14 protein-coding genes are annotated in these 15,577 nt (G+C 49.5%); 8 read left to right on the top strand and 6 right to left on the bottom strand.

Annotated elements, in window-relative coordinates; genetic code table 11:
- Positions 1-244: 244 nt before the first annotated feature.
- The gene (locus tag NC997_RS03475) at positions 245-1,096 is read left to right on the top strand and encodes an ABC transporter permease (protein WP_190528883.1); all 852 of its coding nucleotides are present in this window, start codon (positions 245-247) and stop codon (positions 1,094-1,096) included.
- A gap of 335 nt (positions 1,097-1,431) precedes the next feature.
- On the opposite strand, the gene NC997_RS03470 is transcribed toward NC997_RS03475, so the two are convergent.
- The 3 genes from NC997_RS03470 to NC997_RS03460 form a co-directional block, all read right to left on the bottom strand.
- The gene (locus NC997_RS03470) at positions 1,432-2,436 is read right to left on the bottom strand and encodes a DUF1517 domain-containing protein (protein WP_190414968.1); all 1,005 of its coding nucleotides are present in this window, start codon (positions 2,434-2,436) and stop codon (positions 1,432-1,434) included.
- Between the two features lie 339 nt (positions 2,437-2,775).
- The gene (thiS, locus tag NC997_RS03465; RefSeq protein ID WP_190414969.1) at positions 2,776-2,997 is read right to left on the bottom strand and encodes a sulfur carrier protein ThiS; all 222 of its coding nucleotides are present in this window, start codon (positions 2,995-2,997) and stop codon (positions 2,776-2,778) included.
- Positions 2,990-4,099, bottom strand: a complete 1,110-nt coding sequence (locus NC997_RS03460; RefSeq protein WP_190529079.1) for a thiamine phosphate synthase — start codon at positions 4,097-4,099, stop codon at positions 2,990-2,992. Before NC997_RS03460 ends, thiS begins: the two co-directional genes overlap by 8 nt.
- Positions 4,100-4,664: 565 nt before the next feature.
- Between NC997_RS03460 and NC997_RS03455 the strand changes: the two genes are divergently transcribed.
- On the top strand, positions 4,665-6,638 hold the full coding sequence (locus tag NC997_RS03455) for a DUF1565 domain-containing protein (RefSeq protein WP_190528881.1): 1,974 nt from the start codon (positions 4,665-4,667) through the stop codon (positions 6,636-6,638).
- A gap of 219 nt (positions 6,639-6,857) precedes the next feature.
- Positions 6,858-7,412, top strand: coding sequence for a L,D-transpeptidase (locus tag NC997_RS03450; RefSeq protein ID WP_347275834.1), 555 nt, complete (start codon positions 6,858-6,860; stop codon positions 7,410-7,412).
- Between the two features lie 74 nt (positions 7,413-7,486).
- Here NC997_RS03450 and NC997_RS03445 read toward each other — a convergent pair whose 3' ends face one another.
- Positions 7,487-8,044 carry a late competence development ComFB family protein gene (locus NC997_RS03445; protein ID WP_190414972.1) on the bottom strand — a complete coding sequence of 186 codons (558 nt, stop codon included), beginning with the start codon at positions 8,042-8,044 and terminating at the stop codon, positions 7,487-7,489.
- Positions 8,045-8,541: 497 nt separating this feature from the next.
- Positions 8,542-9,480: a M23 family metallopeptidase gene (locus NC997_RS03440; RefSeq protein ID WP_190529077.1), complete on the bottom strand. Its 939-nt coding sequence runs from the start codon at positions 9,478-9,480 to the stop codon at positions 8,542-8,544.
- A 227-nt stretch (positions 9,481-9,707) separates the two neighbouring features.
- On the opposite strand from NC997_RS03440, the gene NC997_RS03435 reads away from it, so the two are divergent.
- Positions 9,708-12,050 (top strand): cation:proton antiporter, encoded by a 2,343-nt coding sequence (locus NC997_RS03435; RefSeq protein ID WP_190528877.1) that lies wholly within the window; start codon positions 9,708-9,710, stop codon positions 12,048-12,050.
- A 47-nt stretch (positions 12,051-12,097) separates the two neighbouring features.
- Here the strand turns inward: NC997_RS03435 and NC997_RS03430 are convergent, their stop codons facing one another.
- Positions 12,098-12,310, bottom strand: a complete 213-nt coding sequence (locus NC997_RS03430) for an RNA chaperone Hfq (RefSeq protein WP_190528875.1) — start codon at positions 12,308-12,310, stop codon at positions 12,098-12,100.
- Between the two features lie 116 nt (positions 12,311-12,426).
- Between NC997_RS03430 and dapF the strand changes: the two genes are divergently transcribed.
- The 4 genes from dapF to NC997_RS03410 all read left to right on the top strand — a co-directional run bounded on the left by dapF (position 12,427) and on the right by NC997_RS03410 (position 15,488).
- Positions 12,427-13,266 (top strand): diaminopimelate epimerase, encoded by an 840-nt coding sequence (gene dapF / locus NC997_RS03425; RefSeq protein WP_190431966.1) that lies wholly within the window; start codon positions 12,427-12,429, stop codon positions 13,264-13,266.
- A 144-nt stretch (positions 13,267-13,410) separates the two neighbouring features.
- Positions 13,411-14,181, top strand: coding sequence for a glutathione S-transferase family protein (locus tag NC997_RS03420; RefSeq protein ID WP_190528873.1), 771 nt, complete (start codon positions 13,411-13,413; stop codon positions 14,179-14,181).
- Positions 14,162-14,305 (top strand): hypothetical protein, encoded by a 144-nt coding sequence (locus NC997_RS03415; protein ID WP_190528872.1) that lies wholly within the window; start codon positions 14,162-14,164, stop codon positions 14,303-14,305. Before NC997_RS03420 ends, NC997_RS03415 begins: the two co-directional genes overlap by 20 nt.
- A 64-nt stretch (positions 14,306-14,369) precedes the next feature.
- On the top strand, positions 14,370-15,488 hold the full coding sequence (locus tag NC997_RS03410) for a hypothetical protein (protein WP_190528869.1): 1,119 nt from the start codon (positions 14,370-14,372) through the stop codon (positions 15,486-15,488).
- The last annotated feature ends 89 nt before the right edge of the window (positions 15,489-15,577 follow it).

Genomic DNA, 15,577 nt, shown 5'->3' with positions numbered 1-15,577 from the left:
GTTCCTAAAAATCAATTTACCTGGACGCACGGATTCCCATTGTATAAGTATAACCCTAATCCAGGGAAAGGTAGTATAAAATAATACAAAAGTTTAAAATTTACGGAGACGATAACACTTGAGACGCGATCGCACTCTTCCAAAGATTCAATCGCATCCAGTAAAGTGAAGAAAGTTGGCATAGAGCGTGTAGCGAAGTGGCTGCTCTGTTCAGCATCGCAAATCCGACAAATGGTGAAATTGAATGACAGGCACCGTCAGCCATCAGCAGGAGGAAATCCCTTTAGAGATTATGTTGAAGTCCCAGGATAAACCTCGTATTTCTTGGCAGGTTATTTTCACACTGCTGATGTTCTTTTATATGTACCTGCCCATTCTGGTACTGACGTTTTATAGTTTTAACGAGTCTACCTATAGCGCTGGTTGGGAAGGATTCACCCTCAAATGGTATCTGAAGCTGTTTCAGGACACCCGCGTCCTGACGGCGCTGCAAAATAGCTTAACCGTGGCGTTGTGTGCAGTAGCGATCGCTGCCGTCTTAGGCACCATAATGGCAGTTGGTTTAGCCCGTTATACCTTTCCGGGGAAAACCTTGTATCGCGGCGTTTCTTACCTGCCGCTGATTATTCCCGATATTGCGATCGCTGTTGCCACGCTGGTATTTTTAGCCGTTATTGGTATGCCGTTGAGCTTGTGGACAATTGTGGCAGCTCATGTCGTCTTTTGTCTTGCCTACGTCGCCTTGGTGGTTTCTTCTCGAATTAGCGGTTTAAACCCCCATTTAGAAGAAGCTGCCCTCGATTTAGGAGCGACGCCAGTACAAGCTTTTATCCAGGTGTTGCTTCCAGAATTAATGCCAGCAATTATTTCCGGTTGCCTGTTAGCTTTTGTCCTCAGCATGGACGACTTTCTCATTGCTAGCTTCACTGCCGGTACGGGTGCCACAACATTACCCCTAGAAATCTTTAGCCGCATCCGCACTGGCGTTAAACCGGATATCAACGCTCTCAGCGTGATGCTGATGATTGTGTCAGGTTTTGTCGCTTTTGTTGCTGAATTGCTCCGCTACCGCAGCGAACAAAAACGCTTTAAATAGCTTTGAATTTGTAGAGATGTCGCTGCATCTTATTTCGGGATTTTAAAATTTAACAATGAACAAAAAATTGTCATAATTTAATCTATTTGTTGGTAAAATTATTCAATGAACTTAAAATTAATTCTTCCTATATGGGAAGTTAATTTGCTTTAAAAAAATGCACAGATTTTCATTATTTAATTAATACTAATAATACCAGCTCAAGGGAAAACAGTAAATTATAAATGGCTCCTATTGAGCCGCTGTCAAAATTGAAAAAGGAGGCTGATTACCAGCCTCCTTTTCAGGAGAAATAGATAGGGGCGCATAGCAAGAGTGCCCGTATCCGTTGAGGGTTAAACAAGTTTGAGATTGGGATACTCAGCCAGCAAATCATCAGAGGTAAGCGTGTCGCCTTCTGCCTGAGGTGCCCAGAGAATTTCTACTGCAAGTAGGCGATCGCTCCCGATGCCACCAATCTGACGCAAGGCTTGACGCAAATCGTCAGTGCTGTTGATTTTCGGCAGTTGCAGATTGCCTTCGGCACCCACCAAAATCGTCACAATAATGTATTCACTAGGGCCTTCTGCCATCATCTGATTTGCAAGCTTGCCAGCTTCCTCAGATCCCGCCGGTAAAGATGCTTTGGGCGTTGCTGCCTTGAGCTGATTATTGACGTTCGAGAGAGTCTCTTCGGTGACTTTGCTGCGTTCACCCAGAGCTAGCTGATTAAACTTGGCTTCTGCGGCTTGTAACGCTGTTTGCTGAGATTCTGCTGCCCCATACACCCAGTATTCCGGGTGACGTAGCAAAGCTAGGGTACTTTCTTGAAGCACTTGGGCACGACCGATGGCGGAACTCATATCAGATGTACGCGCCAACTCGTCTAATTCTCCTTGCAAGCTGCGAGCTTCTGCCAAAAGACCCACTTGCACCTCTGCCACAGAAACTTTGGGATTGCCGTAGCCCAGCGAATCGGCTTCACCTGCGTCGCCAACACCAACGCGGCGGAAGCTGGAAACCAAGAAGTTAGCGATTCCCAGGAAAATCAAAATTGTAAACAGACCGCCAAATCCGCCCCCGATGCCAAAGAAGGGAAATAGCAACGGGAACCCAAATCCACCCCCAAATCCACCCCCAGGATAAGGAGCCGGATAATATCCGCCGGATGGTGGCGCGTAGGTGCGGCTAGGAGGCGAATAGCTGCGGCTGGGCGCTCTAAAGGAACCCCCTCCAATCCGACCGCCTGAGCGAGCTGCTAAAGCTCCGTCAGCATGACCTAGCGTCAGGGTAAGGATCAGACCAAAGACGAACAAAGATTTCAAAAGGGGTTTAATTGCTGAAAGCAGTTTATTACGCATACATACTGTGCCTATTCAATCTGATTAAAACTGTAGCGGCTGGCAGCAACTCCTAGCATCTTCCTAACTATCGAGCGATCCGAGCTACATCTTTAATGTATCGCCTCCACCCGACTGGCGCGGGATCAATGCGGGGCGGATTTCCTCACGGGGAATCCGTACTCGAAAGGATGACGGATGAGGGATAACGCGAATCGCTGTGCGTTACCCAGGAACTGGACTAGAAACCACAGATGAAAAGTACAGTATGGGGAGTAAATCTTGTGGCTGTTTTCCGAGAAACAACCGAGAATTTATCTTCAGCCATTCCTTGTTCAATCTTCATCTCTGAGGTTCCAATTAGCCGCCGCCGACGATGGTGACGATTTCAATCGCGTCCCCCTCTTTGATCTCCGTTTGCGACCAAAACTGTCGATGGAGAATCTCACCGTTGTACTCAACCGCCACTAGGCGAGGATTTAACCCCAGATGCTCTAACAACTGGGGCAATTTAGTGTCAGGCGGGCAGGTGCGGGGTTCCCCATTCACTTGCAGCGTGATTTGACCAGACGGACTAAACATAAGATTGGGGAACGCGAACATCAACAGAGCGGAGAGTTTGCAGACGACTCAGCTGGGAGAGGAAATACTGAGTCATTAACATCGGCTGATCTGCCTGCATGATGGCGCGAACCGCTGCCACTCGTTCGGCTCCCGCCTCCAGCACATCATTTAAGTTATTCGCATCAATGCCCCCAATGGCAAACCAGGGAATCGAGGCATTTTCAGCCGCATAGCGGACATAATCCAGACCAGCAGCAGCTTTATCTACTTTGGTTGGAGTTTCATAAACGGGGCCAACTCCGATATAGTCAGCACCCTCCTGGATAGCTCGCTGCATTTCTTCCGGGTTCGTGGTGGAGCGACCAACCAGGCGTTGTGGCCCTAGCAACTGTCGGGCGAGGGCGATGGAGATATCTTGTTGTCCCAGATGCACGCCATCGGCATTCACTGCCAAAGCCAGATCCACCCGGTCGTTCATAATAAACAGGGCACCGTATTGATGGCATAGCTGGCGGAGTTTAGCAGCATGAGCGACTCGCACAGAATCGTCGGCATTTTTTTCTCGATACTGTACCAGAGTCAGTCCCCCTTGCAGGGCGGCTTCAACGATGGAAAATAGCTGTTCTGAGGCAGAAGTAACGAGGTATAGATGCGATCGCAACAGCACCTGATGTCGTCGGTAAGCCAGCAAATTGCTCTCCAGCGTATACACCCGATAGCGTAATTGCTTTGCCGCCGAGCCGAGGTCGGGGTCATAAAGCTTGCTATATTCTTCCAGCACCCGCAGGGCTTCTTCCACACGAGCAAAATTGACTTGCAACAGCTGCTGAATGCTAGAGCGCTGTTGTTCTTGAGGATGGGTCAACTCCGTGCCCGCATCACCTGGGGTATCCCGTGCAGCCCGAAGCTCCATGCCATGCCATTTGGCTAGCTCCTGCCGCATTTGCTTGCATTCATTGACTAATTGGGAGCTATTCACGCCAAAGCGACACCATTCTTCGATAATCCGCAAGCCTTCTCTGGCTCGGTCTAAATTGGCGTCTAGAATGCGGCAAACCGCTGGCTGTGCTTGTATGAGCAAGTCCCCAACTGGCTCTCGAACGCTGTGTTTCTCGCCCATCGCAACCACTCCATTATTTTTCATCGTAGCAGTCTAGTTTCCTAATTTCTGAAATCTGTGAAGTGACAGGGTAGCACGTACCAACCAAATTTTCTCAATTGCCCCATATATTTTATCCAACTGAATAAAAAATAGAATGCGGGGATTAACAAGGTTGAGCAAAATGAACAATGCTGATATCGTGCGGATTGTGAACTAAGTCATGTGAACTAAGTCAGTAACATTTCGTCTATGGGTTAGGAGCAAGTAGCGTCCTTATCCCAATTCTTTAGCCTACGGGTTTCTAGTTTTTTGTACCTACCTATTTAAGAACGTTTAACAGCAGTATTATCATTCAAAGAATGCCCCCACAGAATTTTCTTTTGGAATGCCCATCGAATTCCTCGCTTTGAAGAGGATGCTCAGGTTGATGAGCTGTTAGCGGTTGGGGTCTTTTTAGAAATGTAAGAAATGTAAACAAACGGGTAGCCTCTATCCCAAAATAGGGGTGCATAGACTAAAACTAGGTGCTTTCTTCCATCAGCCTTTACCGATATTGCAGTGCCAACTTGAGAGGAGTAGAGCCGTGAGTTTGAAATGCCCCGACAATCGTCAATTGAATGCCCTAGTCAGAAAATGCCGTCCGTCTGTTCGTACCTGTCGCATATTCTTAGGATTAGTGACTGCGATCGCAATCCCGTGGCTGGACGTTACGGTAATCAAGGCACAGCCTACGGTGGCTCAGGTTCCCCCGGATGGGCAGACGCAGATGTCACAAATGAATCGGTTGTATGTCAACCCCGCTGCGGGAAATGACAGTAATGGCACTGGAGACGAGCAGGAACCGTTCCAAACGATTACTCATGCCTTGCAGGTCGCTCAGCCGAACACCGCCATCGTACTGGCACCCGGCACCTACAGCACCGAAACGGGTGAAACCTTTCCCTTAAGACTCAAAGCCGGTGTAACGATTCAGGGCGATCGCAGCACCAAAGGGGAGAATATTGTCATCCTCGGCGGCGGTCAGTTCCTCAGTCGTTTCTTTGGCGGTCAAAATATAGCGATCGCTGGGGCAAATCAAGCAGGGCTGATGGGCGTCACTGTGACGAATCCGAATCCACGAGGTTACGGTCTTTGGATTGAATCCACCAGTCTGATGGTGGCGGATAACACTTTTACGGGAAGTAAGCACGATGGAGTTGCCGTCACTGGCAATAGTGCCCCCACCATTCGCAACAACTACTTCTATGAAAACGGGGGCAATGGGATTACGATTTACGGGACTTCCCGACCGGAAGTGCGGGAGAACGTGTTTGAAAATACGGGATTTGGCATTAGTATCGGTCATAATGCTGCCCCGCAGCTAATTGCCAATCGCATCAGTGGCAACAAAGATGGGGTCGTCGTAGAAACCAAGGCAACACCTGTTCTCCGGAATAATATTATTGAAAATAACGCTCGTTACGGGTTAGTGGCAGTTTCCCAAGCCCGTCCTGATTTAGGAACTGCTGGCGAACCGGGCGGCAATATTTTTCGTGCCAATGGTCTATTGGACATTAACACCAAGGCTTCAAGCCAGGAGATTCCTGCCTATGGGAATGAGATTACTGCCAAAACGGCAGGACGCATTGACCTGACGGGCATGGCAATCCCCCCCACCCCGCTTGTAGAAGCTCCCATTGCCAGCGGGCTTCTGAAGCCGCTTCCCACCGCTTCCCTGCCGCCACAGGAAGCCCTGGCACCGATTCAGCCAGTAGCGAGGAATGGTGGAAGTTCTCAATCTTTGCCACTCCTCTCTAACCGCCCGAACTCAGAGATTTTAACTCCAGTACAATCGGTACCCACTGACAGCACCGGGACTAAAATTTCCGTTCAACCGCCTGCCCCAACCTCTCAGCGAGCAAGAACGTCAGCTTACGGATTACCAACATTGCAGCCTCCGGTGGTGCCTCCGGTGGTGTCGCCAGTAGTGCCGCCCCAGCAGCCCAGAGCGACAGCGTCTCCCTTGCCGATATCGCCTGTGCCCCAGACTGCACCCCTAGAAATTCCCGCGCCGCCTCCGGTTGCTCGGTCGCCGTTGCCGACTTCCCGGTCGCCCAGAGCGACGACATTACCAGCGCTACCGTCGTCAGCTTCTACATTACCGGCGCTACCGTCATCCGCCCCGTCTCAACCGTCGCCTGCCCCCCGGACTCTGGACTTCGGGGTAGCACCACAGGAGCCTCTCCAAGCTTCAGCTTCCTCCGATTTGCTGCCAGTGCCGAGTCCTGATGTTCCTTTGGGGAATATCGGCAACAGTCGGGCTGCTAGCGGGAGAGTGCCCCGCCGAGCGGGCGGTAGTCAACAGGCTCTAGGTTTGCGTTATCGGGTTGTGGTGGAGGCTCAAAATTCGCGCCAAGAGGCTTTAGTGCGATCGCTTGCACCCGATGCCTTCCGCACGCGCTCCAACGGTCGGACGGTGATGCAGGCGGGAGCTTTTAGCACCCGCGATCGCGCTTTGGAAATGCAGCAAATGCTCAACACGAAAGGTTTAGCAGCCACGATTGAGTCAAGGAATTAATATTGTTTGTCAGGGGTTGATGGTTAATTGTCCGTTGTCATTGACCCCGGATGATTACCCACGACCCAATGTTCTACAGTTGGTTATTTTGACCCGTAATCATTCTTAGCTCATACCGCTATGCCAAGAGATGAGTCGCTCTCTCGAAGCTTGATGCTAATTTGTTTTGGAACAGCGGTGGTGTTGTTCTCAGTTTCTAGGCGGACAAGTTCTTCAAGGGTGACGACCGTCAGCTTGGATTCCCCGATTCGGAGTCAGCGCCAGGTCGGCAAGTTGGCAAGTTGGCAGCTTGGAGACTTGTGGAGTAAAAATCGCTCTTCAAATAGCCGCTCAACCGATCGGGAATATTCAGTGCTAGAAACCGCTCAGGCAGCATCCGCTTGGCAATCGCATCTCGTTGTCGATTTGAGCGATCGCCTGGTTTATGTTTACCGTGACGATCGGCTGCAAGCCAGTTACCCCGTAGCGGTGGGGCAGTTGGGTTGGGAAACGCCCACGGGTTCGTTTCAAGTTTTGCAAATGAACCAAAATCCGGCGTGGCGTCAACCGATTACGGGTGAAGTTATCCCATCTGGGGCGAATGATAATCCCTTAGGCGATCGCTGGATTGGTTTTTGGTCGGATGGGCGTCATCAAATTGGGTTTCACGGCACCAACGAAGAACACCTGATCGGGCAAGCAGTCTCCCACGGCTGCTTGCGAATGCGAAATCAAGATATTCGGATGCTTTATCAGCAGGTCGCGAAAGGGACACTCGTGCTGGTTCGCAGGTAGGAGGGAAAAGTTTTGAGTTTTGAGTTCTGAATTAATCACTCAAAACTCAAAATTCATCATTTATAACTCTTCCATTATTCGTTGCTATGGTTACTGGATTGAGGTTCAAAGCTGGGTGCGTAGGTTTGGAGTAAAGAACTCACCTGCTTGAACACGTCGCTGTCGTTCGCTTTGCTGAGCGCTTGCCGTTCTGGGAAAAATTCGGGACGATCCAGATTCCGGGCGATCGCTTCGCTCACTTGCTGGGTAATCAGCTCTTGAAGTTCATCTTTTGCCCGCATTCGCTGATAGCTAGCACCTTCCTCCGTCGTGGCATACAGCGGAGGCAAGCGATTGAGCGCGTAGGCGGCAATATCGCCGACATCTAGAACGCGATCGCTGGTTGCCTCAATTTCTGCGACTCTAGCGATCGCTTCCGTCAGCACCAACTCTTCCATGACATTGATGAACTGTTTTCGAGGAACTGCAACCACTTCCCCAGTTAACAGTGCGCCCATCAGACGGTCTAGAGCCATGTATTCTTCAATCGAAAGCTCAGAAGCCGTGTCACAGATGCGCCCCACCTCTGCTTCCATCGCTGGCGTCAGATAACCATCCTGCAGGGCTTGTTCAACAATTTTTTCAATACTCATCTAAAAATCCTGCTGGATACCCCATCCAAACTGTTTTGGTTGGCTAGGAAAGCGAGGCAGGGATTACCGCTTCCCTAAAAGTGCGTGCCCGTTTTCGAGTGTTGATACGCCCTCAACGAAGCCGAAACCTGCGTTGATGTCTTTTCGCCCATGCCCACTCATCTATCCTGGCATAACCAGCGCCTCAAAATACGCAAAACTACGCAGGCTTAACATCAGTCGGTTAGCGAACTAACAATATTGCTTTGACATTGGGAATTTTCGGGATTTTTCCCAAAGGCTATTCAACATTTACGCTTCTCAGATGACTATCTACAATCCCCGTCCGCAAAGCTTTCGCTTCGGAAAAGCCTACACTAGCTCCCGGTGGGATAGTCGAAGACATTGAAAAATGCTTCGCAATCTCGTTTCGGAGAGGCAACCCTGCCACAATCTTTCCTCAATACAACACCAAATACATTAAAACCTAAAAAAATTCATCAAAACTTCAAAAAACCTCATTCAACTCCTTGAGTTCTCCAAGGTACTGGGTCTACGGCAAGACTATTGACATACAATCCCCAATGTAAGTGAGGACCCGTTGAAGCTCCCGTTGAACCAATTGCCCCAATCACCTGTCCCGCTTTTACAAAATCCCCTTCCTTGACATCAATCCGGCTCAAGTGCATAAAAATACTGGTGACGCCTTGACCGTGATCTACCCCAATTACATTTCCGTGAACTCGGAAACCCTGAGCAACCCGTCCCACCAGCGCCACTCTTCCCGATGCTGGTGCTGTTACCGGCGAACCATACCCACCCGCGTAGTCAACCCCGCGATGGTAGTAGTCATTCGCAAACTTGCCATTGTAGTAACGGCGAACCCCGTAAATACTGGTGATGCTACCTCGGTTCGGCTTGAGAAAAGGACCATTCCAGAACTTTTGCGGCGTCACCAAATTTTTAAAAGCTGCCACGCGGTTGAGTTCAAATTGGGTTGCTGATTGTCCGGCTTTTCCGGGGGGTAGGGTAATCCGTTGCACCGGGAAATTGCGCGATCGCAATGGCAACGACAGGTTTTTGACTTCCCCATCACCAGCAACCCGAATTTGTAGCGTTCCCGGCTTGTCTAAAGGCGTTGTCGGTAGCAAGACTCGAAAGCGATTTTGACCGAGGGAAAACGCCCGGTAAGTCTTCTGTTTGAAAGAAACCGTGGGACTCTGCGAACCAGGAGAGTCCGTCTGAATCACGACCGAGAGCGTATCCCCAAGCTGGGGATTGTTGGGTGCCACCTGTACCTGCAAAGCTTTGACAGGCAAAGCAGTAGAAACTAAAAAAGCAAAAGGCAACAGAAAGAATTCTTTGTTTTTACGGTTCGCTTTGGACTTTTGACTGGACAAGAGTGTAGAAACCAGCCGCCGGTCATGGCGAGATTGAAGCAGACTCTTAAGCGACATCACAGGCAATTTTCTCCGAGCCAGTAATTGACAAAGCGTCTATGACCTTGTCTATGACCTTTATTACTAGCGGATAGACTATCACCTTGCCTGGACTGTTTCCACCGCCTTTCCTCAATTGATCCCAGTTGCCCAATAGAAACCTGAGGCAATGGCGTTAGCACAGTCCATAAAACTCTGTATTCTAAGTTTATATACCTTTATACTTGTTCTCATAAAACAAACTTGTGCAAGAAGACTTTAGACTGATTGTTGACTTAGTATCTGTTTTGGCAGCAGCAGCCGTTGGTGGAGTGGTATCAGCGCTGCTGCGGCAACCTGCCTTACTGGGTTATATCGTCGGCGGAATCGTCGTTGGGCCTGCGGGGTTGGGACTGATTAAAGAATTGGTTCAGATAGAAACCCTGGCTCAATTTGGTGTCGCCTTTTTGTTGTTCGCCTTGGGCGTTGAGTTTTCGTTTGCGGAATTAAAAAAAGTTAAAGGCATCGCCTTGGGTGGAGGCGGACTACAGATTGCCCTGACAATTGCAGTCACGGTTGCAGTCTGTGGACTCACTGGAGCGTGGGGTACCTTACCGGCAAAGGGTGTCTTCCTGGGGGCAATTCTGTCTTTGTCTTCAACCGCAATTGTCTTTAAGTGTCTGATGGAGCGAAATGAGACGGGGACGCCTCACGCTCAGGTGATGCTGGGGATTTTGGTGGTACAGGATTTGGCATTGGGGTTGATGCTGGCTGTCTTGCCAGCGCTGGATCAACCGCCAGAAGCGATTGGCAAGGCTGTGGCTTTAGCGCTGTTACAGATTGGGTTATTTGCGGCTGTGGCTGTGGCAGCAGGCATCTGGCTGATTCCTCCCTTGCTGCGCCTCTTGGCTCGAACGGAAAGCCGGGAGTTGTTTCTGTTGGGCGTGGTGGCGCTGTGTTTGGGGATTGCGTTGCTCACGGAGGCTTTGGGTCTTTCGATTGAAATGGGGGCATTTGTCGCCGGGTTAATGATTTCGGAGGTGGAATACGCCGACCAAACCCTGACTTATGTGGAGCCGTTGCGGGATGTGTTTGCGGCACTGTTTTTTGCGGCGATTGGGATGCTCATCGACCCGATTTTCCTGTGGAACAACCTAGAGTTAATTCTGGGGCTGGTTTTACTGGTTTTTGTCGGCAAGTTTTTGATTGTGACGCCGATTGTTAGAGCGTTTGGCTATCCGCTGAAAACTGCGGTAATTGCTGGTTTGGGGTTAGCTCAAATTGGAGAATTTTCGTTTGTTCTAGCCAGTGAAGGACAAGCTTTGGGGCTGGTTTCTCGGCGGGTTTACTTGCTGATTTTGGGCACGACTGCGGTGACGCTGGTACTGACGCCTTTTGTGATGCGGCTGGTGCCAAAATTGTTGGAGTTGCCTTGGCTGAAGCCATATCTAGATCCGGTGGATGACCCGATGGAAGTGGCGGTAGATGCGCCTTTGCAAAATCATGTGGTGGTCTGCGGTTATGGACGGGTGGGACGAAATCTGATCAAACTGGTGCAGGAGCATAACTATCCAGTGGTAGTGATTGACCAGTCGGAAAGCCGGATTCAGCAGTTAAGAGAAGCAGAAGTTTCTTATGTTTATGGCAATGCGGTAAGTTTGCACGTACTGGAAGCTGCGGGGGTAGATAAGGCGAAGGGGATGGCGATCGCGCTTCCCGATCCAATGAGTACCCGCCTTTGCCTCAAACGCGCTTTAGAATTGGCTCCGGATCTGGATATTGTCGTTCGCGCTAACCACAACAACGATATCGAACTGCTTTATCAGTTGGGGGCGCGAGAGGTGGTGCAACCGGAGTTTGAAGCCAGTTTGGAACTGGCGGCGCATCTATTAGCCGGTAGTGGCTTGCCGACATGGCAGATCCAGAAGGAAATGCAGCAAATTCGCAATAGCCATTACCTGGCATTGCGTCCAGAGCGATCGCCTTCGGAGATTGCTCATGACTTACAAATTGCCACTGCTGAAATGAATAGTAAGTGGTATTCTCTACCGCCTAACTCTCCTCTGATTGGGATGACGCTACAGGAGACGGATATGCGCCGATTAACGGGTGTCACGTTGATGGCAATTCGGCGAAATGGTGGGGAAGAAGTAGACTATCCAGACAAGCAAACTTCCCTGCAAGCAGGCGATCGCCTCTTGGTGGTGGGAGAATCCAACGAACAAGCTGCCTTTAATCAACTAGCAAACGGTGAAGTGGCAATCCCAAGCCAGACTGCGCCCTGTCAGTGGTTGCAGGTTCCAGAGGCCAGCCCAGCTGCTGGTAAACCGCTCTCAGAGTTGCATATGCGCCGCCAGTATGGGGTGCAAGTGCAAGCAATTCGGCGAGATGGCAAGTTCATCCGCTTTCCGGGGGGCGACACCGAGCTGCAATCGGGCGATCAGCTGCTCTTATGCGGCGGCAGTTTTCCCCTCAATCAGGTGCAACAGTTGTTGGCACCCGAATCTGAGCCTCCGGTTTTCCCAGTCCCTACGCTCAACTTGCCAGTAAGCGAAGCGATACAAGAGCATCTTCCCTCTGATAATCAGCGAACAGGCGAATCAAGGTAATCGGTCATTGGGGAAGCAATTCCCGATTCCCGATTCCCGATTCCTAATTACTTTGGCTGCACATAAGCGATCGCGTGTCGCCAAACCATCGTTTGCTGATTCGATTCATCTTGTAGACAAATACAGTTCTGATCTTGCCAACGCAGTTTACCAACGAGTACATCGTTCGTGAGGAGTTTCAGTTCAACCCTTTGTCCCTCTTTCACAAATGTTTGGACGAGGCGAGTGCTTGGTAAGCCTGTTTCCAGTTCAGTTGTCATAATGCAAGATTTTTCCTAATGCGAATTGCCAGATTTCAGGATTGAAGGACTGCCATTAACCATTACCCATTCCATAGTTTATGCTAATCGAAAATTGCGAATCGAAGGATTGCTAAATGGGAATCGAGTTTACTAAGTATCACGGACTGGGAAACGATTTCATTCTGATTGACAATCGTTCCTCATCAGAACCCAAGGTAACGCCAGAACAAGCGGTCAAGTTTTGCGATCGCCACTTCGGCATTGGTGCCGACGGCGTGATTTTTGCCCTGCCGGGACAAGACGGCACCGACTACACCATGCGGATTTTCAACTCCGATGGTTCCGAACCGGAAATGTGCGGCAATGGCATTCGCTGTTTAGGCAAATTTCTCGCTGATTTAGAAGGAAAATCTACTCAAGAAACTCAATATCGGATTCATACCCTGGCAGGTGTCATGACACCGCACATCAAGCCGGATGGGAAAGTCACCGTCGATATGGGAATGCCAGGACTACTGGCGGCAGAAATTCCCACGACGCTGGGTGCCCCTAACGAGAAAGTAATCGCTCAACCTTTAGAAGTCGCTGATGCTACTTGGTTGGTAACTTGTGTCAGCATGGGGAATCCTCACTGCATCACGTTTGTGGAGGATGTTGCCGCGATTCCTTTAGAAAATATTGGCCCCCAGTTCGAGCATCATCCCGTTTTTCCCAAGCGGACGAACACCGAGTTTATTCAAGTGGTGCGCCCAGATTACCTGAAAATGCGGGTCTGGGAACGCGGTGCAGGAATAACTTTAGCGTGCGGCACGGGTGCTTGTGCGACTGTGGTCGCTGGAGTGTTGACTGGAAAGAGCGATCGCATCGCCACCGTTGAATTACCCGGCGGCTGTTTGGAAATCGAATGGTCGGAAATCGACCAGCGAGTTTACATGACAGGACCAGCGGAGCGTGTATTCGCAGGTCAGATATAATCCGATGTGCTTTTTCTTAGCCTTCCGATAAATGGGGATTGGGGGACCAAAACCCGAACAGTTCTGTTGGTTCGATTCCCCTAGTCCCTCGCTCAATTGCCGGGAATTACACTGTAAAGTTGCACATCGCGCGATCTAGCAAAAATGCAAAAGCCGCCAGAAAAGGCTCCCCGACTCATCACCATCTCCGTCAGCCATTACTGCGAAAAAGCACGATGGGCATTAGAACGGCTTGAAGTTCCCTACATTGAAGAACGGCATATGCCGCTTTTTCATCGGCTAGCCACCCGCAAAAATGGCGGCGGACAAACGACTCCGGTTCTAGTAACGGAAACGGGTACTTTGAGCGATTCCTCTGATATCTTGCAGTATCTAGATAGCATGACGGCTGAAAGTGCAAAACTTTACCCAGCCGATCCCAAGCTGCGCCGCGAGGTTGAAAAACTCGAAGATTTGTTTAACAAGCAGCTCGGCCCCAGCATCCGTCTTTGGGCGTACTTTTATTTGCTAGATAATCGCCAGTTGATGCGGCGACTGTGGTGCGATGGCGTACCCTCTGTTGAGCGGGCGTCATTTCCAATCGTTTTTCCGTTGATTCGCGAGGCGGCACGGCGAGGCTACAATATCACGGCAGAATCGTCAGCCAGTGCCCACGACAAGATTAAGCGCATCTTCGAGAACGTCAACGCGCGGTTGGCAGATGGACGTTCCTACTTAGTTGGCGATCGCTTTTCGGCAGCAGACCTCACGTTTGCCTGTCTTGCGGCTCCGGCTGTACTGCCTGCGGAGTATGGGGCGAGCCTGCCCAACTTAGATGAGTTCCCCGATGAATTTGCAGCGGCAATTAAAGAGTTACGAGAAACCCCAGCCGGAGCTTATATCTTGCGCCTGTTCCGTGAAGAACGCCAGCGGTAATGGTTCATTGCAACAGAGAGCGGGAAAGTGGGAAGCGATCGCATCCTCACGGTTGAACGACCTGGCAGATGTTTGGAAATCGTTTGCTCATAAACAGACTAGCCTGTTCGCAGGCAAAATCTAATCGCGATGTAACATCGAACCTTGAAAACGGGAACCTTAAATTAGGTCAACCCAAAGGAATTGTGATGACAGGCGCTATTTACCTAATTCAAGACAAGGGTCAGCTGGTTGAAATGATCGAACAGCCCTATGACTCGGAAGCTTTGCTGCAAAAACTGCTAGCCGACTATCCCAGTTTGTTAGCTGGTGACCAAATCAACAGTGCGGCACCGAGACGTTGGTTGTTAGTTTCACAGGAGATGCCTGTGCCATCTGAAGACAATGGTTTCGACCGATGGGCACTCGACCATTTATTTCTCGACCAAGATGGAATTCCAACTCTGGTGGAAGTCAAGCGCAGCTGCAACACTCAAATTCGCCGAGAAGTAGCTGGACAGATGCTCGACTATGCTGCTAATGCAGTGGTTTATTGGCCTGTCGAGAAAATTATTGCCCAATTTAACGCTAATTGTCAGGTAAAAAGTCAAGATTCTGAACAGATACTCAGCAATTTTCTAGGCGCTGATGCTAACCCCTCTGAGTTTTGGGAAAAGGTCAAGACAAATCTGCAAGCTGGCAAAGTCCGTCTAGTCTTTGTTGCTGACAAGATTCCTCCTGAACTTCAACGTATCGTGGAGTTTTTAAATAAACAAATGAGTCCAGCGGAAGTATTGGCAATTGAAATTAACCAATACGTTGGTCAAGGTTTAAAAACTCTTGTTCCTAGAATTATTGGTCAAACAGTAGCAGGAAAATCAACGCAATCTCTACTAAATTATGAGAGTAAGCAATGGAATGAGTCCTTGTTCTTTCAAGAATTAGAGGCTAAAAAAGGGAGTGATGTAGCTCAAGCTGCCAGAAGCGTTTTCAACTGGATAAATTGTGAAAAAATGCAGGTGAGTTGGGGGAAAGGAAAAATTGAAGGGTCTCTGATCCCCAGAATAATCAGTTACAAAGGAGAAACCAGAAAGTTTTTCACAATTTGGAGTGGTGGCAAAATTGAGATTTATGCCTACGAACCTCCATTTAACTTGGAAGACAAAAAGACTGAACTTCTCAACCGCTTAAAATTAGTCCTAGGTAACTCGATTTCTGTTAATGCCTATAACTGGTATATTCCCTTGTTTGCACTGAAGGATGAGTTGATGGCGAAGCAATTTTTAGAAGTGATTGACTGGGCGATTCAGGAAATTAAAGCATCATAATGATGAATACAGGCTGTCACGTAATATGAGTTAGTAGCTTTTAACCGATTGCTGGTAGTAATCATCTGCTAGATCAGCCTATTGATATC

It is taken from the genome of Trichocoleus sp. DQ-A2, assembly GCF_039961915.1.
In the GTDB taxonomy this organism is placed as follows: Bacteria; Cyanobacteriota; Cyanobacteriia; order Cyanobacteriales; family FACHB-T130; genus FACHB-T130.
The sequence above is the reverse complement of the archived record's forward strand: the minus strand, read 5'-3'. Positions and strand labels throughout refer to the sequence as shown.